The organism is Holdemania massiliensis AP2 (genome assembly GCF_000327285.1).
Lineage (GTDB): Bacteria > Bacillota_I > Bacilli_A > Erysipelotrichales > Erysipelotrichaceae > Holdemania > Holdemania massiliensis.
On the sequence record NZ_HE998567.1, the window covers coordinates 750,525 to 776,218 of the forward strand.

The following is a 25,694-nucleotide window of genomic DNA, read 5'->3' on the forward strand; positions in this document are numbered from 1 at the left end:
CCCGTTCCAACGGTTTATTTCTCTTCGTCGTAGTATTCGTCGAATTCATCGAAATCAATATCGTCTTCAATCCAGCTGTTCTGCGCTTCCAGTTCTTCCTGACGGCGAATTTCTTCCAGCTCTTCCTCCGAATAGACTGGCTTGAATTCGTAATCCTTATCCTTCTTCAGATCTTTTAAACGCAGCTTGCGGTCATCCTCACGCACATTTCGGCGCCGGCGCAGCGGGGCTTTTTCTTCCGTATGGGAAGTGGCAGACTGTGTCGGATCGGCCAACCGTTCAAAGCGGGATACATATTCGCGGCGTTCGCGAACTTCGCGCTTGATGCGGACAGGTTCTTCTTTCTTTGGCTGTTCTGCCTGCGGCTTGACTTCCTCGGCCTTGACCTCCGGCTCGTTCACAGGCTCGTCAATCGTTTCCGCTTCAATCTCAGCTTCTTCAATCACCGTTTCCGGTTCAGCTTCGACTTCCACTTCCGGCTCAGCTTCAGCCTGTTGAAGCTCTGCGACCGTTTCTTCCACTTCTTCAATGGCTTCAGAAGCTTCTGGAGTTTCAATTTCAGCTTCGGCTTCCGCTTCCTCACTAACAACTTCGATTTCTTCCAGCTGCTTTGCCATCCGCTGTTCAGCCAGTCGCTTCTGTTCCTCAGCCGCAAACTGCAGCATCATCGTCTTCCAGTCGATGCCCTGTTCTTCAATCTCACCAGCGGTCTTGATATCAATCCGCATGCCGGTCAGCTTCACCGCCAAGCGAGCGTTTTTGCCCTTCTTGCCGATCGCCAGGGACAATTGGTTGTCTTCAACGATGACTAACAGAGAACGCTTATCCTCGGTTGGCAGCACTGCCAGAATCTGAGCCGGAGCCAATGCGTTTTTAATCAGCTCGCTGATGTTGTCGCTCCACTCAAAGATATCAATCTTTTCACCCTTCAGCTCATCAATGACAACCTGAACCCGGTTTCCGCGCGGGCCGATGCAGGCGCCGATCGCGTCAACGTCCGGATTGTTGGACCAGACAGCCATTTTGGTCCGTTCGCCGGCTTCTCGGGCAATCGCCTTGATCTCGACGACACCCTGATAAATTTCTGGGACTTCCTTTTCAAACAGGCGCTTGACCAGCTTGGCGTCCGAACGCGAAACCAGCACCTGGGCGCCCTTGGTATCCTTGTTGCATTCAGTGATGACGACGCGGATGCTCTGACCTTCAATGTAGCGTTCGCCCGGAATCTGAGCTGCCCGCGGCATCAGCGCCATCGTTTTGCCTAAGTTGACAACGACAAACTTTTCTTCCACGGATTCGATCATGCCGGTGACCATCTCATCCAGCTGATCGATGTATTCATCATAAACCGCCTGTTTTTCCGCTTCACGGATCTTCTGCTTCATCACATTCTTCGCCAGCAAGGCCGCGGCACGGCCAATCTGGCTGATATCGACCTCACGATCGACTAAATCGCCCAGCTGATATCCCTTGTCCTTGACCTCTGCCAAAGCGACTTCCAGTTCTTCATCTTCAACTTCGTCAACGACAGTATATTGCTGATAGACGTGGATCTGTCCATTGCCTTCATTGATGTCGACCCGAACCAAGACGTCGGGAATGTCGATGTGTTTGCGATAGGCTTTGGCTAAAGCCTCCTGCAGCGCAGCGATGACGATTTCCTTGGTGATCTTGCGGTCATCCTCGATCGTCTGCATCGCCTTCAAAAATTCTTTGAAATTCATTGCGATTTCTCCTCCAAGTCCTTACAGTTTTACAGCCAGGCGGATCTTTTCAATTTGATCCAGTTCCACCTGAGCCTTGCGGGTTACGGCTTTATCGCGATAGCTAAGGGTCAGGGTGGTTTCATTCATTTCCAGCAGATCGCCGGTGATCTCCATCATCGACTTCACCGGACTTTTTAACCGGACAAAGACATGCTTGCCCAGAGCGCCGCGGATTTCTTCCTCATTGCGCAGTTCACGCTCGGCTCCCGGTGAGCATACCTCCAGGAAGTATTCAAAGCTGATCCAATCGTCATGGGCATCCAAAGCTTCAGAAATCTTCTCTGAGACTAAAGCGCAGGTATCAATGTCCATAGATCCGTCAGCTCTCATCACTGCGATCTGAAGAATCCGGGATTTTTTCTCATTCACCCATTTCAGATCGTAAAGCTGAATGCCAAGGGAGTCCAGGACAGGCAGAATCAACGTCTTGATGTTTTCCAACTGTTCCATTTTTCTCTCCTTATAACACGAATGAAGGAGTGGCTTTCACCACTCCTGCTGTTTCTTTATGCATCTCAACTATACACAAAAATGGTGTAAAAATCAAGCCTTTTCGCAAATCGCCCGGTCTTTTTGTTATAGTTTGTGCTCATCATCGACTTTCCGGCGAAATTTCAGCAGTCCTAAATACCGCAGAATCCATAAGCTCCAATGCAGCCGAGCGCCGACACAAAAGATGACCAAAAATACGATCACCAAGGTCTGTTCCGGCAAAAACAGTTTAAGGATCGTAAACACAAGGATGAACAGGATCAGCGCCAACACTGGAAACAGCTGCATCAGTGAAGCCGCAAACGGATCCATTTCAATTCGGTAATGACAATGCGGGCAGTCAAATTCGCGGACTTCCGTGAGTTGGGAAGCCGATATTTCTTCATGACAGACAGGGCATTCAATTTTCATAGCAACCGCTTCCTTTTTTACAACAAACTTCCTAGTTCTATTATAACAGGAAAATCCGCCCGCAGGCGGATTACTTCATCAATTCACGGGAAGCTCAAGAAGCTAAAACAAACTCAGCTGGTTTTCTTCCTGCATGCCTTCCAGCGTTCCCAAGACCTCCAGCTTCCGCATCAGCGTCTGGGAGAGCTGCGTGCGGTTGATCAGATCTTCTTTAGATAAGAACTCGCCCTGTTTGCGGGCTTCGACAATCGACTTGGCCACGTTGGCGCCCAATCCATCGACCGTTGTAAACGGCGGGATAATCGTTTTGAGATCCTCCGGCAGCACGCGGAATTCCGTCGCCAGCGATTTATCAATGTCAATATTGGAGAAACGATAACCGCGGGCGTACATTTCCAGACAGGCCTCAAACATCGAGTACAGATCTTCATCCTTCTTGGTTACCTGCCGCTTCGTTTCCGGATTCGCTTTCATCGCCTGAATCTCATCCATCCGCCGTTTAATGGCATCCATGCCTTTGATCATCGTTTCGATTTCATAGGCATCGCAGCGCAGCGTGAAGAAAGCCACATAGTACCAATAGGGATGATGTACCTTAAACCAGGCGATACGAATGGCCATCATAACATAGGCAACGGCATGCGCCTTCGGGAACAGATACTTGATCTTCAGGCAGCTGTCAATATACCACTGCGGCACATTGTTTTCCTTCATCATTTCAATCCATTCCGGTTTTAAGCCCTTGCCCTTACGGACGCTTTCCATGATGAAGAACGAATCTTTTTTCGGCATCCCTTTTTCAATCAGATACGTCATGATATCGTCACGGCAGCCGATAACGTCATGCAGCGTCAGTCCGCCGTCAATCAAATCCTTCGCGTTGTTCAGCCACACGTCAGTTCCATGCGACAGACCGGAAATTCTTAACAGCTCAGAGAAGGTGCTCGGTCGGGTCAGCTCCAGAATACCGCGCACGAATTTCGTACCGAATTCCGGCAGCCCGACTGCCCCGGTCTGTTCGCCATACACCCGCGGATCGGCTTTCAGCGCATCAACGGAATTGAAGATCGACATCGTTTCCGGATCATTCATTGGAATCGTTGTCGGATCAATCCCGGAAATATTCTGCAGTAAGCGCATCGCGGTTGGATCGACATGGCCGAGGATATCAAATTTTAACACATTATCGTGAATATCATGGAAATCGAAGTGTGTGGTCTTCCATTCTGAATCAGGGTTATTGGCCGGATACTGTACCGGGGTAAAATCATAGACGTCCATCGTGCTTGGAATGACAATGATGCCGCCAGGATGCTGTCCGGTCGTCCGCTTCACCCCTTCGCAGCCGTTGGCTAGACGCAGCCGCTGGGCCTGCCGCATATTTTCCAAGCCCATTTCCTCAGCATAGCCGCTGACATAACCGAAAGCGGTTTTCTGAGCTACGGTGCCGATCGTACCGGCGCGGAAGACGTGATCCTCGCCGAAGACGGTCTTGGTAAAGGCATGCGCCTTATCCTGATATTCGCCTGAAAAGTTCAAGTCGATATCCGGGACTTTATCGCCTTCAAAGCCCAGGAAGGTTTCAAAGGCAATATCATGGCCATTGACAATCATTTCTGCACCGCACTTCGGACATTTCTTAGCCGGCAGGTCAAAGCCGGACTTGACCGAGCCGTCGGTGATGAATTCTGAATGCTGGCAATCCGGACAGACATAGTGCGGAATCAGAGGATTGACCTCGGTAATTCCCGACATCGTCGCGACAAAGGAAGAACCGACTGATCCTCGCGAGCCGACCAGATAGCCATCTTCATTGGACTTCTTGACCAGCAGATGTGAAATATAGTAAATAACCGCGAATCCATTGCCGATAATCGAATTCAGTTCACGTTCCAGGCGCTTTTCCACGATTTCCGGCAGAACTTCGCCATAGGTCTTATGCGCGTTTTCATAACAGATTGTTTTCAGTTTTTCTTCTGAGCCCTCGATGACTGGTGTATACAGCCGATCATGCACCGGCAGGACTTTCTCAACCTGATCCGCCAGCGCATTCGGGGCTTCCACAACCATTTCATACACCAGCTGACGATCCTGGAGCCAGTCGAACGCCTTGAGCATCTGGTTGGTCGTCAGAAAGTGCTGATCCGGCGAAATCGTGCGCATTCTTCGTTCCTTATCATAGATATACAGCGGATGGCGAACACCGCCGATCCCCTGCGTCTGAATGTAGATGTCACGCAGAATTTTTTCTTCCTGTTTGCAATAATGCACGTCGCCGGTCGCTACTACCGGCTTGTTCAGCTTCTTTGCGGTTCGGATGATCCGCATCAGCACCTGCTTCAGCCGTTCGGTATCCGGCAGTGAATGCGATTCCACCAACGGCCGGTAATTTTCCAGAGGCTGAATCTCGATGTAGTCATAGAAAGCAATCGCCGCTTCCAGATCCTGTTGATTCCGGTTGGCTGCCAGCTCAAACACCTCACCGTTATAGCAGGCAGAGCCGATCAGAAGATTTTCACGCAGATCCTGAATGCAGCACCGCAGAATCCGCGGTTCAGCCAGGAATTCTTCCCCGCTGCTTTTGGAATTGGCCTTGCCGAAGACCGCCAGATAATCGGTATTCGACAACGTGACCAGCTTGAACAGATCCTTAAGTCCGGCCTGGTTTTTGGCAATCACATTGACATGCCGCTTCATAACCTTGACAAACGCCTTCTTATCCTGAAGATTCTGCAAATCCGCCACAGTTTTCGCGCCGCGGTCTTTGCATTCCTTGATCATCAGCATGAACACGCTGGACAAGACATCTGCATCATAGTCGGCACGGTGCGCGACTTCCTCATCATAGGTAATCCGGTAATGCCGGGCGATGTTGCCTAACCGATAGCTGCGCCGGTCCGAATGCAGCGCGCGTGCCAGATCCAGCGTATCGACAACAGGATTGGTCAACGGCGCCATGCCGATCCGTTTGAGTTCTTCATTGAGGAAATTGTAGTCAAAAGTCGCGTTATGCGCAACCAGCACTTTGTCGCCGATAAAATCGACCAGCTCCTGCGCCACTTCAGCAAACGATTTCGCGTTGGCTACGTCTTCATTGGTAATGTTGGTCTTTTCTGAGATAAAGGCATTGATCGGCACCGGCGGTTTGACGAACAGCTGTTTGGTTTCTTTAATCTCACCGCGTTCGATGACGACCGCACCGAATTCAATAATGTGATCAAAACTGCAGGACAGGCCTGTGGTTTCCAAGTCATAGACGACATACGCCGTATCGCTCAGCGAATCTGCGCGGGGATTGCGGACGATTGTCAAAAACTCGTCAACCATGTTCATCTCAACGCCGTAAAGAATTTTAAATTCGCGTTCTTTATCACCTTTTAAGAGCTTTGCCGCGCAGCTCTGCGCTTTTGGGAAAGCCTGACAGGCCATATGATCCGTGATCGCAATCGCGCGATGTCCCCACTTAAACGCCTGCGTAACTAGTTCTTCAACTTCGCAGACGCCGTCCATTTCTGATTTGTTGGTATGGCAATGCAGCTCTACCCGCTTCACCTCAGCGGTATCCTGTTCTGCTTCCTTCTTCTCCATTTTGACGATATCATCAGGAAAGAAGACCAGCTCCTTGGAAAAAGAATCGTAGCGGACCGATCCATAGACCCGGACAAGGTCCCCGACGCTTACTTCGTTGAGTTTCTCCTTGGGACAGCGGGCGCTCTCGAACCGCTTGCAGGTAATCGCATCATCATTATCCTTAACATACAGCGTCTGAATCTCATTGCCGGTTTTCTTGATCGTAATCGAATCCTTTTCAAAGATCGTTCCGACAAACTGAACATTTTGAATTTCATCCGTCATTTCTTTTAAGGTCAGCACCGGATAATCTTCCATTTTGGTGCGGCGCGAACGGTATTTGGGCTTATCCTGCGAAACCGAAGGATTCGACTGCGGCTTCGGTGCTTCTTTCGGCATTTTGACCTCAATTTGCGTAAAGCTGGCAGTACGGCAGGAAAACTCAAAATCATAGGTGATGCCGACGTTCTGCATAAAGTGATCGAGTTCTTCCCGACAGGACTGAGCCTGCTGCTTCAGCGCTTCATCGGTAAACAGGCAATCCACGATCCGATCCTTCACCGTTGGAATCGCATCCTTCAGAACATGTCCATAGCGGGAATGCTCGCTGTAAAACTTACAGTATTTCAGCATTTCACCAGAATCCAGATCGCAGACATCCGCGCTGATCCGCAGCTCAACCGGGCAGCCGATCAACTGAACCAGTCCATGATTAAAACACAGCAGCTGTTTCAGCGGCAGCGTCTTCGGCAGCTGCATGTCCAACACGACTTTCTTTTTCGCCGTAATAAATTTACAATGTGTTATTCTTCCCTGTTCAAAATAAGTATTGTCCAAGCCTTCAATTCGGGCTTTGCTTAGCGTTTCTTTTAATTCAATTGTTCCCATCAGCGCATCTCCATCCTGTTCCTGGGTATCATTCTAACATTTTTCACCCTGAAATAGAATTGAAAATATCTTTCATCCTTGTCACACGAAATGAAAATCTGTTTCGTTCATCGTCACATGCTTTCGTGCATAAGCAGCTTAATGATAATGAATTTCTTTTTCTTTTTCTTAATCCTCTTTTGATCCAAAGAAAAAGGGCGGAATAACCGCCCCTTCGACGAGAAGATGAAAATTTATTTGTTGTTCTGACGGCTGCTGTTCTGGCTGTTCTGACGATCAGACTGGTGCTGACGGTCAGACTGATGCTGACGATCGCTGTTGTTCTGCTGGAATTGGTTTTCCTGCGAGAATTCAGAGCGGTACTGGTTGTTCTGACGGCTGTTGCTCTGATTGTTTTCACGATCGGACTGGTGCTGACGGTCAGACTGGTGCTGACGATCGCTACTGTTCTGCTGGAACTGGTTTTCCTGCGAGAATTCAGAACGATACTGGTTGTTCTGACGGCTGTTGTTCTGGTTGTTTTCGCGATCAGACTGACGCTGACGATCGTTGCTGTTCTGCTGGAATTGGTTTTCCTGCGAGAATTCAGAACGATACTGGCTGTTCTGACGGCTGTTGTTCTGGTTGTTCTGACGATCAGACTGATGCTGACGGTCGTTGTTGTTCTGACTGTACTGGTTGTTCTGATTGTTCATGATTTCCATCTCCTGTCCAAATTCGGTGGCATGCTTGCAATTTTCTTTCTGCTTCACATGTTGAAGATACTCGCTCTTGCGTTCGACCAGAGCTTCCTGGTAATCAGCGCCTAACTCATAGGCCAGCTCATACTTGTAATCATTCTGACTTTTTCGGGAAGGACACTGATAATCCCGCTTACGATAATCCATCATTTTTCTCACCTCACTAACAGTATGGCTGAATTGATCTTTCAGCATTCAAAGAAATAAATTTTACCCTTTGGGAAGAAATGGAAAAAACCGGGATTCTTTTTCAGATTCCCGGTTTGATTGCAGCTTCGGTTCTTTAAAATAAATCGTCTTCCTGGGACGTTGCCGGCGTTACTATAACCGTTTCCATTTTTTCAATGCATTCATCGATTAAGGTTTCAAAATCCCAGCCCACTTCCATCTTCTCCGCCTTCTCCGGATGCGGCTTTGTCACCGGGTTTTTCGGTGTGAAAATAGTACAGCAGTCTTCAAACGGCAGAATTGACGTCTCATACGTATTGATGCGTCGGGCAAGGTCGATGATTTCCAGCTTATCATAGGTGACCACTGGCCGGATGACCGGCATATCAATGACCTGGTTGATCGTCTGCATGCTTTCCAGCGTCTGCGAGGCTACCTGGCCGATGCTTTCTCCGTTGACGATCGCCAGACATTTATATTTCTGAGCCACTCGCTGTGCAATCCGATACATCATCCGGCGCATAATGGTGATTGCATAGCTTTCATCACAATGCTTGTAAATCGCCAGCTGCAGATCGGTAAACGGGATGAAGTGGACTTTGATGCGGCCCTGATACTTGGAAATGATGCCGGCCAGATCCAGCACTTTCTTCTGAGCGCTGCTGGAGGTATACGGTGGAGAGGCATAGTGAATGCATTCAATTTCAACACCGCGCTTCATGGTTAAATAACCGGCAACGGGGGAATCAATTCCCCCCGAAAGCATTAACAGCGCTTTGCCGCCCATGCCTACCGGATAGCCGCCTGCCCCTTTGACAGTATCAGCCATCACGTAAGTGAATTCCTCTCGGACTTCAATGCCGATCCGCAGATCCGGATGATGAACATCCACCTTCATTTCGCTTTCTTTTAGGATTTTCGTTGCGACTGCGCGATTGATCTGATCGCTGATCAGCGGAAATTTCTTGTCATGACGGCGGGTTTCGACCTTGAACGTCCCCTGCCCCCGCTCCATCGCAACCTGAAAGCCGGTTTCCACAATCGCATCCAGGTCAGACCGGATTTTCAGACAAAGTGAAAACGAGCTCAGACCGAAAATCTCTTTCAGAATCGTACAGATTTCCTCCGGCTGGGTTCCATGAAGATGGATATATAACCGGTCAAAGGTCCGTTCATAGGTCAGTTTGTCATAAGCGCTCAACGAAGCTCGAATGTTATCCGTCAGCTTTTTGATAAAATCCTTGCGGTTTTTTCCTTTCGTCGACAGTTCGCCATAGCGCACTAAAATGTGATCATATTGAATGTGTTCCATATTTATGTAGTATCTCCTTGAGTTCCCGCAGAAATCGATCGACTTCTTCCGGTGTGTTGCGGCTGGAAAAACTGCAGCGAATGCTGGATAAAGCACGCTGTTCGCTCAACCCCATCGCCACTAAGACGTGGGAGGGCGTTTTTGACTTGCTGGAACAGGTGCTCTGGGCAGAAACACAGATGTTCCGGCTGTTCAGCGCATTCATCATGACTTCCGAAGGAATCGTTTTGCATGAAAAGTTTAAGATCGCGCCAACCCCATCCATCGGACTGTTCACCTCGATTTCAGGCAGCTGCGCCAGCCCTTCGCGCATCCGCTTATTCAGCCGGCCTGTCACTTCGCGGTAATGAACCTGTTCTTCCAAAGCCAATCGCAGTGTCTTGGCCAAAGCAATATTGGCTACCGAATTGGCCGTCCCTCCGCGCAGTCCCTGTTCCTGCTGACCACCGCTGATGATCGGCACCAGATTGACATGCTGCTTTTTCATCAGAATTCCGCTGCCCTTCAGCCCTTCAATCTTATGGGCAGAAAAACTGGCCAGATCGACCTGACTGAGATCGAGATCGATGCGCTTCAACGCCTGAACGCAGTCGATATGCAGCAGTGCATGACTGTTTTTTTTCACAATTTGTTTTATCTCTTCCAGCGGCATGACACTGCCAACTTCATTGTTGACCGCCATAATTGAAACTAACGCTGTTTTTTCGCTCAGCGCCTGTTTTAACTGATCCAGCCGAACAACGCCGCGTTCATCCACATCCAGCCACGTGACTTCAAAACCAAATACCTCCTCCAGCTGATGCATGGCATTGGTTACGCTGGAATGCTCAACCTTGGTGGTAATCAGATGATTTTTTTTGCCTAATGCCGCAAACGCTGCGCCCTTGATCGCCATGTTGTTGGCCTCACTGGCCCCGCTGGTAAACAGAATTTCCTGCGGCTGAACTTTTAACAGCGCAGCAATCTGCGAACGGCTCTTTTCCATCAAGCGATAAATTTCCATTCCCTCATCATACAGAGATTCGCTGTTGGCAAATGAGGTTTCCAACAGCGAGTTAACCAGCCTGCGGACTTCCGGATGCACCGGCGTCGTACTGGCATTATCAAAATAAATGGCATTCTCAGGCAGCACTTTGCGCATTCTCCTTTATCAGCTTCTCATACGAACCCGGATGAATTCTTTCAATCGTTGCCAGCGCCACAGTCAGTGCCTGGGTGTATTCGCCATTGCGGAAGCACAGTTCGGCGCGGGTCAGTTCCGAGTCAATATCCGGATAGGTGGAACGGTATTTGTTTCCGAAAACAATCGTATTCTCAACCATAATCGCCATTGCAACAAGGTTGTTGACATTGTTGTAGAGCTTGTAAATATAATCAATCGCATCATTGAGCGTGGCATTCATCAACTGTACGTTCAGCGGCGTATCCGTCAGCAGATCTTCAATGGAGCGGACATATTCCACCGCTCTTGCCAAATCCCCTTCATACGTTGCGGAAATCGCCGGCAGTTTGTTCTTGCGGATTTTCACCTGCATCTCATTCATGATCAGCTGCAGCTTCAGCAGCTGTTTCTTGCCGCGGGCCTCATCGCTGCAGGCGCTGTCCAGCCGGGCTTTCAGCTGATTGACTTCGGTCAGTACCGCTTCCGCTTCCTGCTGCAGTTCTTTTAATGAAATTAGAATCGTCGAAGCCGGAACGGAATTGCCCTTGATCATCTGCATAATCTTGACGCGCAGATCTTCAATTTCAATAATCCGCTGTTCGCGCACCCGAATCTGATCGCTGAGATCTTCAATCCCAAACCGCACTGAAACTTTCGCTACCAGCTGACGAACATACTGACTGTTTTCCTTCAGCTGCATTACGGTCTTTTCGGCTTTTTCCTCGGCCTGGCGCATTTCATCATAACTCTGGCCTTCTTTTTCAATCTGCGCCAGCAGCTGGCTGAGCCGTTTTTTATCTTCATCCAAATGTGCGCGAATATGCACCGCCGTTCCCTGCTTCAGGGCGGCGAGATCTTCTTTCAGCGTTTCGCTGATCACTTCCAGATTGCGCGGCACCTCCAAATGATGTAAATATACGCCTTTTTGTTTCTGCATCGAGTAGCTGCGCGAAACTTCGTCGATCAAATTCGGAATCAGGCCGCGGGCTTCCTGAAGCAGCTGCGGCAGATTGTTGATGATATCGCTCAGGTCCTCCAGCGCTTCACGGATTTCTTCCAGTTCCTCTGAGGCTTTCTCAAATTCAGAAGCATACATCCATTCCTCAAAAGCGGAGAACATCTTCTCTGTGGCGGCAATCCGATTTTCAATCGTTTCCCAACAGAATGAGAGCTGCGCGCTCTTTTCCTGCGCCTGCAGCTTCAAGGTGCGGAATTCTTCTTTCATCTGCGTAACTTCCGCCCGCTGCGCGGTTTCTTTTTCCAGAATCTTATCGAGGAAGGCTTCCAGCTGATGAACCTGTTCTTCACCCAGCTCCATCATGTTGTCCAGATCATCCAGATTAATCCGGGCATCCTTTAGCTTGCCGACTAAAATCATATCTTCCGTATCGGCCAGCATCTGGGCAATTTGCTTTAAATTTGCCTGCGCCAATTCAAAGTCATCCTTGCAGTGCGTGACCTGCGTCATCGTTTCCTGATTAACACGGGCAATCGCCACCGCTTTATTCAGCTTAAACGGCAGCGGAACACTTTTAATCGAATTGTAACGAACTTCCAATTCCGACAGCTGTGCCTTGCAATTTTTAATCTTTACTTTTCTTACGATAAACCAGATTATAAATATAACAAGAATGACCACCATTGCGATGATCACTTCTTTCCGAGTCAGAATTTCCAATACCTTCTCCAACGCATACCACCTCTTAGTTCTTATTTTATCATAAAGCGACAAACTCTCATAGGTTAAAATATCGCTTTTTGATAACTTCCTGACGTCGATTTTTACGAATTCACCCTTACTTTACTATTTTAAACCTTTGGTTTCCGTTCCGTGTCCTGTCAAAAAACAAGCCATCACAGATTTCAATCCCAGTTAAGCGAAAACAGAATTTCATCCTCATCCCGCTCGCCTGTTTCCACAAAACCCAGCGACCGATACAACCTCTGCGCGATCTGATCAGCTTCCCGACAACACAAAACAATTTGCTTGGCCTTCGACTTTCGCAGTTTCTGGAGCAGTTGTTCCATCGTTCTGCGGCCATAGCCTCTGCCTTGAAAACATTGATCAATGAAGAACTGATCCAACACGATCGTTTGACCTTGATCCGCTTCGCGAATCATGATGATGCCAACCGCTTCTTCCTTCTCTTCGATCAGCCATACTTGACTGTTCTGCTGCTGAAAAGCATAAGCACGGGCTAAGATCATCGGTGCACTGCTCAAATATCCTTGCTGTTGGGGCTTTACGCTTAACGCACAAGCCTGTCTGTAATTCTGAGGTTCAATTTCAGTAAACTTCATCTTCCTGCCTGCTTTCCTTCCTCTATTGCTGCGATTTGCTTTCTTTTTTAATTATAATCGGGTCAGGCTTTACAATGCAACTTTCAATTGTACAAAACGCCTTTAGATAAAGGGAATTATTTCATTTTCCAATTGACAGAAAGCCGTTAAGTCTGCTATACTTACCTAGCGTTTAATAATAGCAGCTTACAAAGTTGCGCAACCGGCGTTGGTACTGGACTCCAATCCAGAGCAGAAGTAACTTGCTGCTTCAAGCGAAACTGCCGTCTACCAACACCCTGCGTCAATGATTTGTACCTGTTGTTGTTTTATGTGCCATAAAACACACAAGGAGGAATTAAAATGGCAAGAAATACTGGACCCGTTTGGAAAATTTCCCGTCGTTTGGGCTTCTCGATTCTGGAAACAGGCGAGGAACTGCAGCGCCGCACTTATGCGCCAGGTCAGCATGGACCGACAAAGCGCATCAAGCTGAGCAACTACGGCACTCAGCTGCGTGAAAAGCAGAGAATCAGAAACATGTATGGTGTTAATGAACGTCAGTTCGCCAACACTTACGTTAAGGCTGAAAAGATGGCTGGCGTTAAGGGCCACAACTTCCTGTGCCTGCTGGAATCCCGTCTGGACAACATCGTTTACCGCATGGGCTTCGCCAGAACTCGCCGGGCTGCACGTCAGTTAGTCAACCATGGTCATATCCTGGTTAACGGCAAGAAAGTCGACATCCCTTCCTTCACAGTAAAGCCGGGTTCCACGGTTGAAGTGAAAGAAAAGTCAAAGTCGATGGCCTGCATCGCTGATGCGCTGGAAGCCACGCTGAACACGGTCGCTTTCGTTACGGTCGATAAAGAAAACAAAAAAGGCACTTATGTGCGCCTGCCGGAACGGAACGAACTGAATCAGGAAATCAACGAACTGCTGGTTGTCGAATACTACAACCGATAAGTCAAGGAAAGCCTTCATTGCAAGGCTTTTTTTGTGTTCCTGCTTGTTTTCCTCGCCTAGTTCAGCTACACTGAAAGCAAAGAAAGAAGGTAAAACATGGGTGAGTTATCAAAATTACCGAATATCGGCAAGGAATTAGAGCGTCAGTTAAATGAAGTGGGGATCATGACTGCAGATGAATTAAAGGAGCTTGGGGCACAACAAGCCTGGCTGAAGATTCGCGCTATAGATCCTTCCGCTTGTCTGCATCGGTTAACCGCTTTGGAAGGCGCTGTTGAAGGGATTAAAAAAACCGAGCTCAGCCCGGATAAAAAGGCCGAGCTCAAAGATTTCTTTTCTGTTTACAAATAGGCATCATGCGAATCTTTTGAGATTCGCTTTTTAAATTAAGAACCGCAGGTAATCCAGATCCACCTGCATATAGCCAACAACCCCTTGTCCCAGATCGACTTTGATCCATTTAAACCCATCGGATAAAACGGTGGCGCTGATCATGTCCACAGGCAAACTCTCTCCGGGCTTCAACTCAGCAATCACAGTTCCTGAAATGACAGCATTGCGCACATAATAGATATTACGGCTGCCGACACCGCGCACAACCTGAACTGTCACATACGGATTAATCCACTGAATATTCTGTCCCCCCTCTTCATTCTCGCCAATAATCACCGGATAGTTTTTATACGCATTATTCAGATCACATCGACCGGGTACGCCGGGTACAGATCCATTGCTTGTATATTGCCACATGCCGCAGGGCAGCGAAGGCCCATTGGTATTCCATTGCGCCAGCCAGCGATCATAACGATCCAGCTGACTTAAAATCAGTTTATTGCGAAACCAATCGAGATTGGCATAAACCATGGGATAAAATCCCGCTTCTTCAACCCGTTGGCATGTATAGCGGCAGATTTCTGTGTTCAGAGCTTTGTTGTAAAGCGTTCCGTTGCGTTCTTTATACCCATCGGCATCTTCCATGTCCAAGGCCACAGGCATGCGTGGTGAAAACTGCCTTGCCAGTGCAATCAAACCTTCAGCTTCATGCATCATTTCTGATTCATTCAGAGCATAGCTGTAATGATAAAGGCCATAGGGTAGACCCGCATCATTGCATTTCCGAACATTTTCTCGAAACCGCAGATCTTCAACAAAATGCCCCCAGCTTGACCGCAGCATCACAGCTTCCACTCCCGATGCGCGGACTTGACGGAAATCTACATCTCCGTTATGCTGACTGATATCAATCACTCTCATACGCTTCCTCCTTTCTTCCCGGATTGTCCGGTAATCTAGTTTATTCCTGCTCAAGGAGACGCTCTGGCGCATGTTCCTAATTTGCTAGAAAACAAAAAAAGGTGCAGTGAGTATTCTTACGATACCCGCCACACCATTTTGTTAATCACGCCCACATAGCTCTGAATAATCTTCACCACTTTGGTACTGACATTTTCTTCAACATAATCGGGAACCGGAATCCCCACATCTCCCGATAAGTTCATTTCCACGGCGGTATCGACGGCCTGAAGTAAAGATCTTTCATCGATCCCCGCTAAGACAAAGCAGGCTTTATCTAAGGCTTCCGGTCTTTCTGTGGATGTCCGGATGCAGACTGCAGGAAACGGATGACCCACGCTGGTAAAGAAGCTGCTTTCCTCCGGCAGTGTGCCTGAATCGGATACTACTGCAAACGCGTTCATCTGCAGGTGATTGTAGTCATGAAAGCCTAGCGGCTCGTGCTGAATGACACGCGGATCCAGTTTAAACCCTGACGCTTTCAAACGGTTGCGGGAACGCGGATGACAGGAATATAAAATCGGCATATCATATTTTTCGGCCATTCTATTAATCGCGTTAAATAACGAAAGGAAGTTCTTTTCCGTATCGATATTCTCTTCCCGATGGGCGGAAAGTAAAATATAGCCATGCGGCTGTAAGTTCAGCTTTTCCAAGATTGTTGAGCTTTCAATGTCATTCAGATTTTGATGCAGCACCTCCGCCATCGGCGAACCGGTCACATACACCCGCTCCTTCGGCAGGCCGCATTCATGCAGATACTTCCGCGCATGTTCGGAATACGCCAGATTGACATCCGAAATGATATCGACGATCCGGCGGTTTGTTTCTTCCGGCAGGCACTCATCCTTACAGCGATTCCCGGCTTCCATATGAAAGATCGGGATATGCAGGCGCTTCGCCGCAATCGCGGATAAACAGGAATTGGTATCCCCCAAAATCAATAACGCTTCCGGTCGGATCTGACTCATCAGCTTGTAGGAACAGTGAATAATGTTGCCTACCGTCGCCCCCAGGTCATCTCCTACTGCGTCCATATAGACTTCCGGATCCGCAATCTTCAGATTTTCAAAGAAGATTCCATTGAGCGTGTAGTCATAATTCTGTCCGGTATGTGCTAAAACCACATCGAAATACTTCCGGCATTTATTGATCACCGCGGCTAAGCGGATGATCTCCGGACGGGTACCCACGATAATTAAAAGCTTTAATTTTCCATTATCCTGAAAATGGATGGAAGAATAATCGGTTCTGATTTCACTCATTCTGCTTCCCTCATTACTACTTCTTCAAAAAAGGTATCGGGTCTTTCTGGATTGAAGATCTCATTGCATGTCATCACGGTCACCAAATTCTCGGTTTCAGACAGATTGATGATGTTATGCGTCCAGCCTGGAATCATCGTTACCGCTTCAATCTTCTCTCCCGACACTTCAAATTCAACGAGTTCTCCTGTATGGATATTCCGCTCCTGGATCAAGCCATGACCCGCGACGACAATGAACAGTTCCCATTTACTGTTATGCCAATGCTGACCCTTGGTAATACCCGGCTTACTGATATTCACACTGACCTGACCGCAGTCCAACGTATGCATGAGTTCTGTAAAGCTCCCGCGCGCGTCGCAGTTCATCTTCAATGCATATTTGAACTTCTCTGTTGGCAAATAAGTTAGATACAAGCTGTAAAGCTTTTTGGCAAAGGAACCTTCCGGCATCTTCGGCATCATCAACGTTTCCGGCTGGGCTTTAAATTGTTCCAGTAAATCAACAATCTCCCCCAGCGTGACGCTATGCGTCACCGGCACACAACAATAGCGTCCATCCTCCTTTAAGATCGTTTCTACACCCTCAAATTCACAATGCTGTTCTTTTCCTTCAAGAAGATCAGACATGCCTTCAATCAGATCGTCGATGTACAGCAGCTCCAGCTCCGTTGTTCGGTCATTGACCGTAAATGCCTCATCATTTGCCACAGCCCAGCAGAACGTTGATACCGCTGAATTGTATTTTGGCCGGCTATGTCCCATTAAGTTCGGAAATCGATACACAGCAACCTTAGCCCCCGTTTCTTCAGCATATTGAAAAAATAGTTCTTCCCCGGCTTTCTTGCTCTTGCCATACTCCGATTCCCCAAATCTTCCTGCCAATGTCGCTTGAATTGATGAACTCAGCATGATCGTCGCTTTGTTCCGGTGTTTTTTCAACAGTTCTAATAATGTCGAAGTGAAGCCGAAGTTTCCCAGCATGAATTCAGCCGGATCCTGCGGACGATTGACGCCAGCCAGATGAAATACAAAATCAGCTTTCTCACAGTACACTTCTAGTTCTTCCAACGTGGATTCCCGATCGTATTCATAGATCTCATCGATCTTTAAATCCGGGCGCGTCCGGTTCTTATTCTCCTTGATATTCTTCAGATTGGCAACCAGGGCAGTTCCTACCATGCCCTTGGCCCCTGTAACTAGTATGTTCATTCTACACCGCCTATCATGTTGATATTGTACTATTGGATTAACTTGGATTCAAGAAATTATTTTTAAGCCTCATTTATTGTTGCTTATTAATATCATAAATTAATACTCATATTGATTATTAAAATTGGAATATGGGTATTCAATATCAGTCTGTGCCTCTACAATTTTAATAGCAGTTTTTGCAGTTTCAATATAATCATTATCTTTTGTATTTGCGAGCAACGAATTGAAATCTCTTTAAATATCTAAGATTACACTTTTATTATTTTCAAAAGAATCATCTTGATGTTCATAGAATAAACTTGATATTTTACTTAGAGCAGAAAGCAAAAAAGAATACCCACTATTAATGCTTGATTGAGGAATAAAAGCGTCAATGCAACATTTTCTTAGTAACTGTGCAGCTTCTTTGTATTCCCCTCTCTTAAAAAACTTATCATACATAAGAAGTGCACACTTAGGACATACTTTTAAGGTGTTTAAACCCATTTTCAAAATTAATTCTTGATCTTTCTTACTATCTCCTAATACATTTAATACACGAGCTTTATCAAAATATGCTTGATCATTACCAATCTCTTCAACAAATTCATCTACAAGCTTTCTAATTTTTCTTTTTAATGTAGTTCTTGTATTTTTTTAGTCGTTCTTTTTAATTCATCTAGTAGATAATCAATAGTAAATGAATAAATTTTAGAATCCCATTCCTTCTTTGGAATTTATTATAACAATAAAAGAATTCAGGCAAAAACAAAATGGATGCCTCCTGTAAAATACAGAGAAGCATCCATGTGTTCCGTCTAGTTCAAATATGTGTCCAGGATTCTGGGTACATATCATTTGCAAAGTCCCATTTCTTAGTTTTAGATTTATCTCTTATTAAAAATTCATTAGTCTTTAAAGAATACTCACTGAATGGTTTGCTTAGCTCTGATATTTGTTCGCAATATTTTCTATATTTGGAAGAAATACTTTTTTCATAAACTATACTCATAATTTCACCTTCATTCCTCTACTACTTTTACTAGTCGCTTACTTATTTCATTTTTTTTCACATCAAAAAGTGTGATTTTTTTACACTATTAGAATAAATGCTGTCATCAACGACACGATTTATGTCATGAATGGTTAGTGATTCTAAACTTTAATAACTATGAAGCCAAATAAAAAAGGCCGGATTTTTCCGACCTTTTGAGGTTAAATGACTTCTGGATTTTCAATGACGTGCAGGACATACTGTTCATTTTCAACGTCGACCCTCATCGTGCAGTTGCCTTCATTGCCGCGCTCAATCATCTTTTTGGCAATCAGGGTTTCAATTGTTCTTTGGATATGACGCTTCATCGGACGTGCTCCGAAGACTGGATCAACACCTAATTCAACGATCTTCGCTTTCGCTGCGTCGCTGACTTCCAGAACGATATCCTTCTTCGCCAACCGGCCTGCCAGTTCGTTCAGGAACTTATCCGCGATCTTAACCAGAACTTCATTGTTCAGGGCATTGAAGACGATGATCTCATCAATCCGATTCACGAATTCCGGTTTGAAATATTTGTGTACTTCATCCATGTAATGACGGTTACGCTCAACCTTATCGTGATCAAAGGCATATTGAGAGCCTAAGTTGCTCGTCATGATAATCAGCGTATTCTTGAAATCAACCGTCACACCCTTGTTATCGGTAATCCGGCCATCATCCAGAATCTGAAGCAGGATGTTGAAGACATCCGGATGGGCTTTTTCGACTTCATCTAAAAGTACGATAGAATAGGGTTTTCTGCGCACCGCCTCTGTCAGCTGGCCGCCCTCATCGTAACCGACATATCCCGGAGGCGCACCGATCAGCCGCGATACGCTGTGTTTCTCCATGTATTCACTCATATCAATGCGGATGATCTTGGATTCATCGTCAAACAGCTGTTCAGCCAAAGCCTTGGCAACCTCTGTCTTACCAACGCCGGTTGGACCTAAGAACAGGAACGAACCGATCGGCCGGTTTTCATCCTGAATCTGCGCTTTTGACCGCAGAATTGCTTCGGTGACCAATTCCAGTGCGCCATCCTGACCGATAACCCGCTGCGCCAAAGCATCCTGCAGATGCAGAAGCTTCTGACGTTCGGTTTCAATCAGCTTGCTGACCTCAATGTGCGTCCAGCGGGAAACGACCTTCGCGATCTGTTCCTCATCAACGATCTCCTGAATCATGTGTTTTTCTTTCTTGCTCTGCGCCGCTTCGCGGATCTTCCGTTCTAAGGTTGGAATCGTATCATACTGCAGCTTGGCCGCTTCCTCATAGCGGGCTTCGTTCTGCGCCTGAGTGAAATCCAAACGGGCTTTTTCCAGCTGCTCCTTATACCCCTTGGCTTCGTCCAGCTTCCGCTTTTCCTGCTGCCATTGGTTGTATTTGATTTCCTTTTCCTCTTTCAGATCCGCCAGTTCCTTACGCAATTCTTCTAACCGCTGCAGCGTCTTGGCATCCGTTTCCTTCTTCAGTGCAGTTTCTTCAATTTCCAGCTGCATGATCCGCCGCATCAGCTCATCCAGTTCGGTTGGCATGGAATCCATCTCCACCCGCAGGGATGCGCAAGCTTCATCGACTAAGTCAATCGCTTTGTCCGGCAAGAACCGGTCCGTGATATACCGATTAGACAATGTCGCTGCGGCAATGATCGCTTCATCTAAAATCTGTACGCCATGATAGCTCTCGAACCGATCCTTTAAGCCCCGCAGAATCGAAATTGTATCTTCTACCGACGGTTCATCGACCTGAACCTTCTGGAATCGACGCTCCAGTGCGGCATCCTTTTCAATGTACTTGCGGTATTCATCAAACGTCGTAGCCCCAATACATTTTAACTCTCCTCGCGCCAGCATCGGCTTCAGCAGATTGGCGGCATCCATGGACCCTTCCGTCTTGCCCGCTCCGACCAGATTGTGAATCTCATCAATGAACAGGATAATGTTGCCGTCAGCCTGCTTGACCTCATTGAGCACGGCTTTCAGCCGTTCCTCAAATTCACCGCGGTATTTCGCTCCGGCAATCAACGCTCCCATATCCAATTCAATCAGCTTCTTTTCCTTTAAGCCAAACGGGACGTCGCCATTCATGATCCGCCAAGCGATACCCTCAACAATCGCGGTTTTGCCGACGCCCGGCTCACCGATCAAAACTGGATTATTCTTCGTCTTTCGCGATAAGATCTGAATGACCCGCCGGATTTCTTCATCCCGGCCGATAACTGGATCGATCTTTCCGCTCTTGACATCTTCAACTAAATCATGGCCATATTTCTGCAGGGCATCGAGTTGATTTTCTGCGTTTTGTTCTGTCATCTTCATTCCACCTCGTCTTTCTTCTTCCGCTTTTTCAAGCGCTTTTCGCGTAATGCCTGTCGCTTCCAGAATCGCCTTGGCGACGGCGCTGCCGCCGAACAGCAAGCCAATCAGAAACGCCACTGAGCTCATATACGTTTCTTCATGAGCCTGACTCCACTTCAGCGCTTCCTGATAGGCCTGCTGCACCTCGCGTGAGAGATTCGGCTGGGCTGCAGAAGTGCTGGAAGGCAGCCGTTTCATATAACTGTCGATGATCTGCAGCGTCCGCTGTTTATCCTGATTCAGCCGCTGCCATAATCCGTCGATTCCATCATCTTCAAAAATGGCTTTCAGGCAATGCTCAACATTCAGTTCGCTTTGTCCCTGGGCCTGCGCCAGCTGGATCGCTTCCATCAGGATCCGCTGCAGGCGTTCTGTCATCTGATCAATATTCATAGGATGTCCCTCCTTGTCATCGTTAGTATATCACTTTTAGCACTCTAGTCAATAGAGTGCTAAACAAAATTTTTAAGAAAAGGGTTCGTCTATATCAAACCCTTTAGGACGTTTATTTAAAAGCCTTTTTGAATTTATCGAAGACCGATTCCTTGCCGCCTTTGGCCTGCAGTTTGCGCAGCTTTTCATACATGTCTTTTTCTTCGCCGCTGAGCTTCTTCGGAATCTCAATCTTGACTTCCACTAACTGATCGCCCTGACCGGAACCGCGCAGATCCTTGACGCCTTTGCCTTTCAGCCTGAACTGCTGGCCGTTCTGTGTTCCGGAAGGAATCGACAGCTCCACATCGCCGTAAACCGTCGGCACATCGACCGAGCAGCCTAATGTCGCATCGACAGAGGAAATTGGAATCGTAATAAAGATGTTGCGGCCATCACGCACGAAATAATCATGCTTCATGACCATAATCTCGATATACAGATCGCCGTTCGGTCCGCCGTTAGCGCCACGTTCCCCTTTTCCGGAAACACGCAGCTGCTGACCAGACTGGATCCCGGCCGGGATCTTGACGTCCACGCTCACGCGCTTATGCTCATAACCCTTGCCGCCGCACTTGGAACATTTCTTGCGGATTTTCTTGCCGGTGCCGCCGCAGTCCGGGCAGACGCTTTGGGACTGGAATACGCCAAACGGTGTGCGCTGCTGGGTAACTACCGTTCCTGAGCCATGGCAGGTCGGACAGACAGTGACGTCATCTTTGGAATGCGCGCCGGTTCCCATGCATTGCGAACATTGTTCATCGACGTCAATCGTAATCGTTTCCGTCTTGCCGAAAATTGCATCCATGAAGCTGATCTTCATCTGCATGTAGCGATCCTGACCCTTGCGCGGGCCATTGGAACGGCGAGCTGATCCGCCCCCGCCAAAACCGCCGCCAAAGAATGAACCAAAGATATCGTTCAGATCGTCAAATCCGCCGCTGCTGAAACCACCGCCGAACCCGCCGGCGCCCATGCCATCCATGCCGGCATGACCAAACTGATCGTAGGTCGAGCGTTTCTGCGGATCGCTGAGAACCTCATAGGCCTCATTGACTTCCTTAAACTTTTCTTCCGCGCCCGGCTCCTTGTTGACATCCGGATGGTACTTTTTAGCCAGCTTGCGATAGGCTTTTTTTATTTCATCATCAGAAGCGCCTTTGCTGATGCCCAGGACTTCATAATAATCACGCTTTTCACTCATAAAACATCACCCTCCTGCTACTCTACACTTTTTATGAATCGATCCAGGCCCGCACCGCCGGTAACCCGGATTCGCGGCAGCCTGTATAAATCCATTCCGGGTTTTATTTTACCATATTCTGTCGTAAAAGCCAGCTGAACCCCAGCTTCCTTTAAAATTTCTACTGCGTGATCGTTGACATCGCCAAATGGGTAACAGTAGACAAAGCCGCCATCCACATATTCCAACGATTGTCGGGTATCGTTCACGCCTTCCTCAGAATCAACGCATAACAATCGTCCGCCATGGCCTGCCTTGCATCCACCCTGGTGCATTAAGAAGGAGTGGGACTGGAGTTCCAGGCCATCTTCCCGCATCTGGAAAAACTCATACGGCAGCTGCGGATTCATCCAGCCGGTAATCAGAAATAACGTGGCGTTATAGCCAAATTCCTTCAGCACAGGATAAGCATATTGATAGACAGTCGGGTCACCGTCGTCGATTGTAATCGCAATCGCTTTTTCCGGCACATCCGCCCAGCCCTTCATCATCATTTCTACTTCGCGCATCGTTAACGCAACATAGCCACGGTCCTGCAGAGCCTGCAGCTGTTCGCGGAATTCTTCAACTTCAACGTAATTGACATTGTCCCGGCTCTGCCCATCCGCTTCACTGTAAAAGAAGTGATACATCAAAACCGGCAAGGTCGTAGCAGCCGTTTCAGCGGTTCCCGAACGCTCCAGTGTTTCCTCAGCCTGACTCTTGTCGACCCAAACGATCCGGCCCTGCAGCTCAACGCCGTAAGCTTCTTCTTTCTCTGCATACACCAGCCATGTCTGTTCGGAGCTGGTCGTCAGAATGGTTTCATCATTGTCGTTTTTCATCCGTGTACCGGCCTTCAGCTTCACCGCAAAATCTCTTTCCAAAAGATGATTGGTGGGATTCAGCCAGCTGCCGGAAGGTGTGACCTGCAGCGCGTCGATCAAAACCTGCGCCCCGCCCTCCTGATCCATCCGATCTAACGGAAGATAGGAAGAGGTGATCAGATCTGGATCGCTGATTTCTTTAAGCTGGACTAGCTGTCCCGGCTGCAGTATGGCGAAGGGCTGCAGCTTACCGTCCTGCATGATCATTAACTCAACAGGCTGTTCGCTGCTGACACGGCGGCCGTTGCACTCTTTGACATGGGCGAGCTGCTCATCATTCAAGGAACTCGTCAGCACAGCGCTGCTTGCATCATTCAACTGATCCGCGTTGTTCTTGGGGGTGCGGGAACAACTGCTGAGGGCAACGCTCAAACACAGAAATCCCAGTATGGAAACCAGGATTTTTGTGCGGCGTGAATTGTTATTTCTTTTCCTTGAAGTCGGCATCGACGACATTGTCATCCTGAGCGTCTGTGCCCGCATCAGCGCCCTGGGCACCCGCCTGCTGCTGATACATCGCCTGAGCCATATCGTTGGCTGCCTTTTCAAGCTGATCCATCTTGGTTCTCAGTGTATCCATATCATTGTTATCAATCGCTGTGCGCAGTTCATCACGCAGTTTCTTGACTTCTTCCTTCTGCTGATCTGTAACATTCGCATTTTCCGTATTCAGCGTTTCGTCAATCTGATTGATGAAGGCTTCCGCGCGGTTCTTCAATTCGATTTCTTCTTTGCGCTTATCGTCTTCAGCCTTGTGATCTTCGGCTTCGCGTACCATCCGATCGATTTCTTCATCGCTCAATCCTGAAGAGTTGGAGATGGTAATCGACTGGGATTTGCCTGTTCCCTTATCTTTTGCGGAAACATGGACGATACCGTTAACGTCAATGTCAAAGGTAACCTCAATCTGCGGAACACCGCGGCGGGCCGGAGCGATTCCGCCTAACTGGAAGTTGCCTAAGGTCTTGTTATCATTGGCCATTGGACGTTCGCCCTGCAGAACATGGATGTCTACAGCCGGCTGATTGTCCGCTGCCGTCGAGAAGACCTGGCTCTTGGATGTTGGGATCGTTGTATTTCTTGGGATCAGCACCGTCATGACGCCGCCCAGCGTTTCGATACCTAAGCTTAACGGTGTAACGTCCAGCAGCAGAACATCCTTGACGTCACCGCTGATGACGCCGCCCTGGATCGCCGCGCCTAAGGCTACAACTTCATCCGGGTTGACAGAACGGTTCGGCTCCTTGCCTAATTCCTGACGAACAGCTTCCTGAACGGCTGGGATTCGGGTAGAACCGCCGACTAACAGAACCTGATCAATATCATTCTTGGTTAAACCGGCATCCTTTAAGGCCTGACGGACCGGAATGACAGTGCGGTCGACCAGCGACTTAGTCATGGAATCAAACTGAGCACGAGTTAATGTGGCTTCAAAGTGCAGCGGCCCGGCTGCCCCAGCGCTGATAAACGGCAGGGAAATCTGTGTCTGAACCATGCCGGACAGATCCTTCTTCGCTTTTTCCGCCGCTTCCTTCATTCTCTGCAGCGCCATCCGATCCTGTTTCAGATCAATGCCATTTTCTTTTCTGAACTGATCTGCCATCCAGTCAACAACGACGTTATCAAAATCATCGCCGCCTAAATGGTTGTCACCAGCTGTGGCCAAAACTTCAAATGTACCGTCAGCCAGATCCAGGATGGAAACGTCGAAGGTTCCGCCGCCTAAGTCAAAGACGAGAACTTTCTGTTCTTTATCGGTCTTATCAATACCGAAGGCCAGTGCAGCCGCTGTCGGTTCGTTGATGATTCGTTCGACTTCCAGACCAGCAATCTTGCCGGCATCTTTGGTCGCCTGACGCTGCGCATCGTTGAAGTAAGCCGGAACGGTGATGACCGCCTTGTCGACCTTCTCCCCCAGATAGCTTTCAGCGTAATCCTTCATATAACCTAAGATCATTGCGGAAATTTCCTGCGGTGTATATTCCTTGCCGTTGAGCTGAACTTTTTCGTTCGTGCCCATTTTCCGCTTGATTGAAATGACAGAATCCTTGTTGGTGACAACCTGACGCTTTGCCGCATCGCCGACGATCCGTTCGTTATTCTTAAAAGCGACAACGGACGGCGTTGTCCGGTTGCCTTCCGGATTGGTGATTACTTTGGCTTCATTGCCTTCCATGACGGCAACACAGCTGTTGGTTGTACCTAAGTCAATACCGATAATCTTTCCCATAATTGAAATCCTCCTTATTTA

General features: G+C 48.0%; 19 protein-coding genes. 2 read left to right on the top strand and 17 right to left on the bottom strand.

The features are described from left to right. Positions 1-14: 14 nt before the first annotated feature. The 9 genes from nusA to BN162_RS03610 all read right to left on the bottom strand — a co-directional run bounded on the left by nusA (position 15) and on the right by BN162_RS03610 (position 12,810). On the bottom strand, positions 15-1,724 hold the full coding sequence (nusA, locus tag BN162_RS03570) for a transcription termination factor NusA (RefSeq protein ID WP_020223701.1): 1,710 nt from the start codon (positions 1,722-1,724) through the stop codon (positions 15-17). Positions 1,725-1,745: 21 nt separating this feature from the next. Beyond that, entirely contained in the window at positions 1,746-2,216 is a 471-nt protein-coding gene (locus tag BN162_RS03575) for a ribosome maturation factor RimP (protein WP_020223702.1), read from the bottom strand. 126 nt (positions 2,217-2,342) lie between these two features. Next, positions 2,343-2,669 (bottom strand): hypothetical protein, encoded by a 327-nt coding sequence (locus BN162_RS03580; RefSeq protein WP_020223703.1) that lies wholly within the window; start codon positions 2,667-2,669, stop codon positions 2,343-2,345. Positions 2,670-2,771: 102 nt separating this feature from the next. After that, positions 2,772-7,127 (bottom strand): PolC-type DNA polymerase III, encoded by a 4,356-nt coding sequence (locus tag BN162_RS03585; RefSeq protein ID WP_020223704.1) that lies wholly within the window; start codon positions 7,125-7,127, stop codon positions 2,772-2,774. Between the two features lie 233 nt (positions 7,128-7,360). Beyond that, complete coding sequence (locus BN162_RS03590; protein WP_147612134.1) at positions 7,361-8,017, bottom strand: hypothetical protein; 657 nt, start codon at positions 8,015-8,017, stop codon at positions 7,361-7,363. 133 nt (positions 8,018-8,150) lie between these two features. Continuing rightward, positions 8,151-9,347 carry a tRNA uracil 4-sulfurtransferase ThiI gene (thiI, locus tag BN162_RS03595; protein ID WP_020223706.1) on the bottom strand — a complete coding sequence of 399 codons (1,197 nt, stop codon included), beginning with the start codon at positions 9,345-9,347 and terminating at the stop codon, positions 8,151-8,153. Then, complete coding sequence (locus tag BN162_RS03600; RefSeq protein ID WP_020223707.1) at positions 9,328-10,488, bottom strand: cysteine desulfurase family protein; 1,161 nt, start codon at positions 10,486-10,488, stop codon at positions 9,328-9,330. Before BN162_RS03600 ends, thiI begins: the two co-directional genes overlap by 20 nt. Next, positions 10,469-12,199 (bottom strand): septation ring formation regulator EzrA, encoded by a 1,731-nt coding sequence (locus BN162_RS03605; protein WP_020223708.1) that lies wholly within the window; start codon positions 12,197-12,199, stop codon positions 10,469-10,471. Before BN162_RS03605 ends, BN162_RS03600 begins: the two co-directional genes overlap by 20 nt. Positions 12,200-12,372: 173 nt before the next feature. Continuing rightward, positions 12,373-12,810, bottom strand: a complete 438-nt coding sequence (locus BN162_RS03610) for a GNAT family N-acetyltransferase (RefSeq protein WP_020223709.1) — start codon at positions 12,808-12,810, stop codon at positions 12,373-12,375. A gap of 342 nt (positions 12,811-13,152) precedes the next feature. Here BN162_RS03610 and rpsD point away from each other — a divergent pair, with 342 nt between their 5' ends. Both rpsD and BN162_RS03620 read left to right on the top strand, forming a co-directional pair. Next, positions 13,153-13,755 (top strand): 30S ribosomal protein S4, encoded by a 603-nt coding sequence (rpsD, locus tag BN162_RS03615; protein WP_020223710.1) that lies wholly within the window; start codon positions 13,153-13,155, stop codon positions 13,753-13,755. 96 nt (positions 13,756-13,851) lie between these two features. After that, positions 13,852-14,106 (top strand): TfoX/Sxy family protein, encoded by a 255-nt coding sequence (locus BN162_RS03620; RefSeq protein ID WP_020223711.1) that lies wholly within the window; start codon positions 13,852-13,854, stop codon positions 14,104-14,106. Positions 14,107-14,136: 30 nt separating this feature from the next. Here the strand turns inward: BN162_RS03620 and BN162_RS03625 are convergent, their stop codons facing one another. The 8 genes from BN162_RS03625 to dnaK form a co-directional block, all read right to left on the bottom strand. Beyond that, on the bottom strand, positions 14,137-15,009 hold the full coding sequence (locus BN162_RS03625; RefSeq protein ID WP_020223712.1) for a GH25 family lysozyme: 873 nt from the start codon (positions 15,007-15,009) through the stop codon (positions 14,137-14,139). A gap of 116 nt (positions 15,010-15,125) precedes the next feature. Further along, on the bottom strand, positions 15,126-16,313 hold the full coding sequence (locus BN162_RS03630) for a UDP-N-acetyl glucosamine 2-epimerase (RefSeq protein WP_020223713.1): 1,188 nt from the start codon (positions 16,311-16,313) through the stop codon (positions 15,126-15,128). Continuing rightward, positions 16,310-17,524 (bottom strand): polysaccharide biosynthesis C-terminal domain-containing protein, encoded by a 1,215-nt coding sequence (locus BN162_RS03635; RefSeq protein WP_040451137.1) that lies wholly within the window; start codon positions 17,522-17,524, stop codon positions 16,310-16,312. The genes BN162_RS03630 and BN162_RS03635 overlap by 4 nt, the downstream gene beginning before the upstream one ends. Before the next feature lie 805 nt (positions 17,525-18,329). After that, positions 18,330-18,518: a hypothetical protein gene (locus tag BN162_RS18545; RefSeq protein ID WP_147612135.1), complete on the bottom strand. Its 189-nt coding sequence runs from the start codon at positions 18,516-18,518 to the stop codon at positions 18,330-18,332. A gap of 203 nt (positions 18,519-18,721) precedes the next feature. Beyond that, entirely contained in the window at positions 18,722-21,295 is a 2,574-nt protein-coding gene (locus BN162_RS03645; RefSeq protein WP_020223716.1) for an ATP-dependent Clp protease ATP-binding subunit, read from the bottom strand. A 112-nt stretch (positions 21,296-21,407) separates the two neighbouring features. Beyond that, positions 21,408-22,538: a molecular chaperone DnaJ gene (dnaJ, locus tag BN162_RS03650; protein ID WP_020223717.1), complete on the bottom strand. Its 1,131-nt coding sequence runs from the start codon at positions 22,536-22,538 to the stop codon at positions 21,408-21,410. 17 nt (positions 22,539-22,555) lie between these two features. Next, the gene (locus tag BN162_RS17665; RefSeq protein ID WP_020223718.1) at positions 22,556-23,890 is read right to left on the bottom strand and encodes a polysaccharide deacetylase family protein; all 1,335 of its coding nucleotides are present in this window, start codon (positions 23,888-23,890) and stop codon (positions 22,556-22,558) included. Continuing rightward, positions 23,865-25,673 (bottom strand): molecular chaperone DnaK, encoded by a 1,809-nt coding sequence (gene dnaK, locus BN162_RS03660; RefSeq protein WP_020223719.1) that lies wholly within the window; start codon positions 25,671-25,673, stop codon positions 23,865-23,867. Before dnaK ends, BN162_RS17665 begins: the two co-directional genes overlap by 26 nt. Between the last annotated feature and the right edge of the window lie 21 nt (positions 25,674-25,694).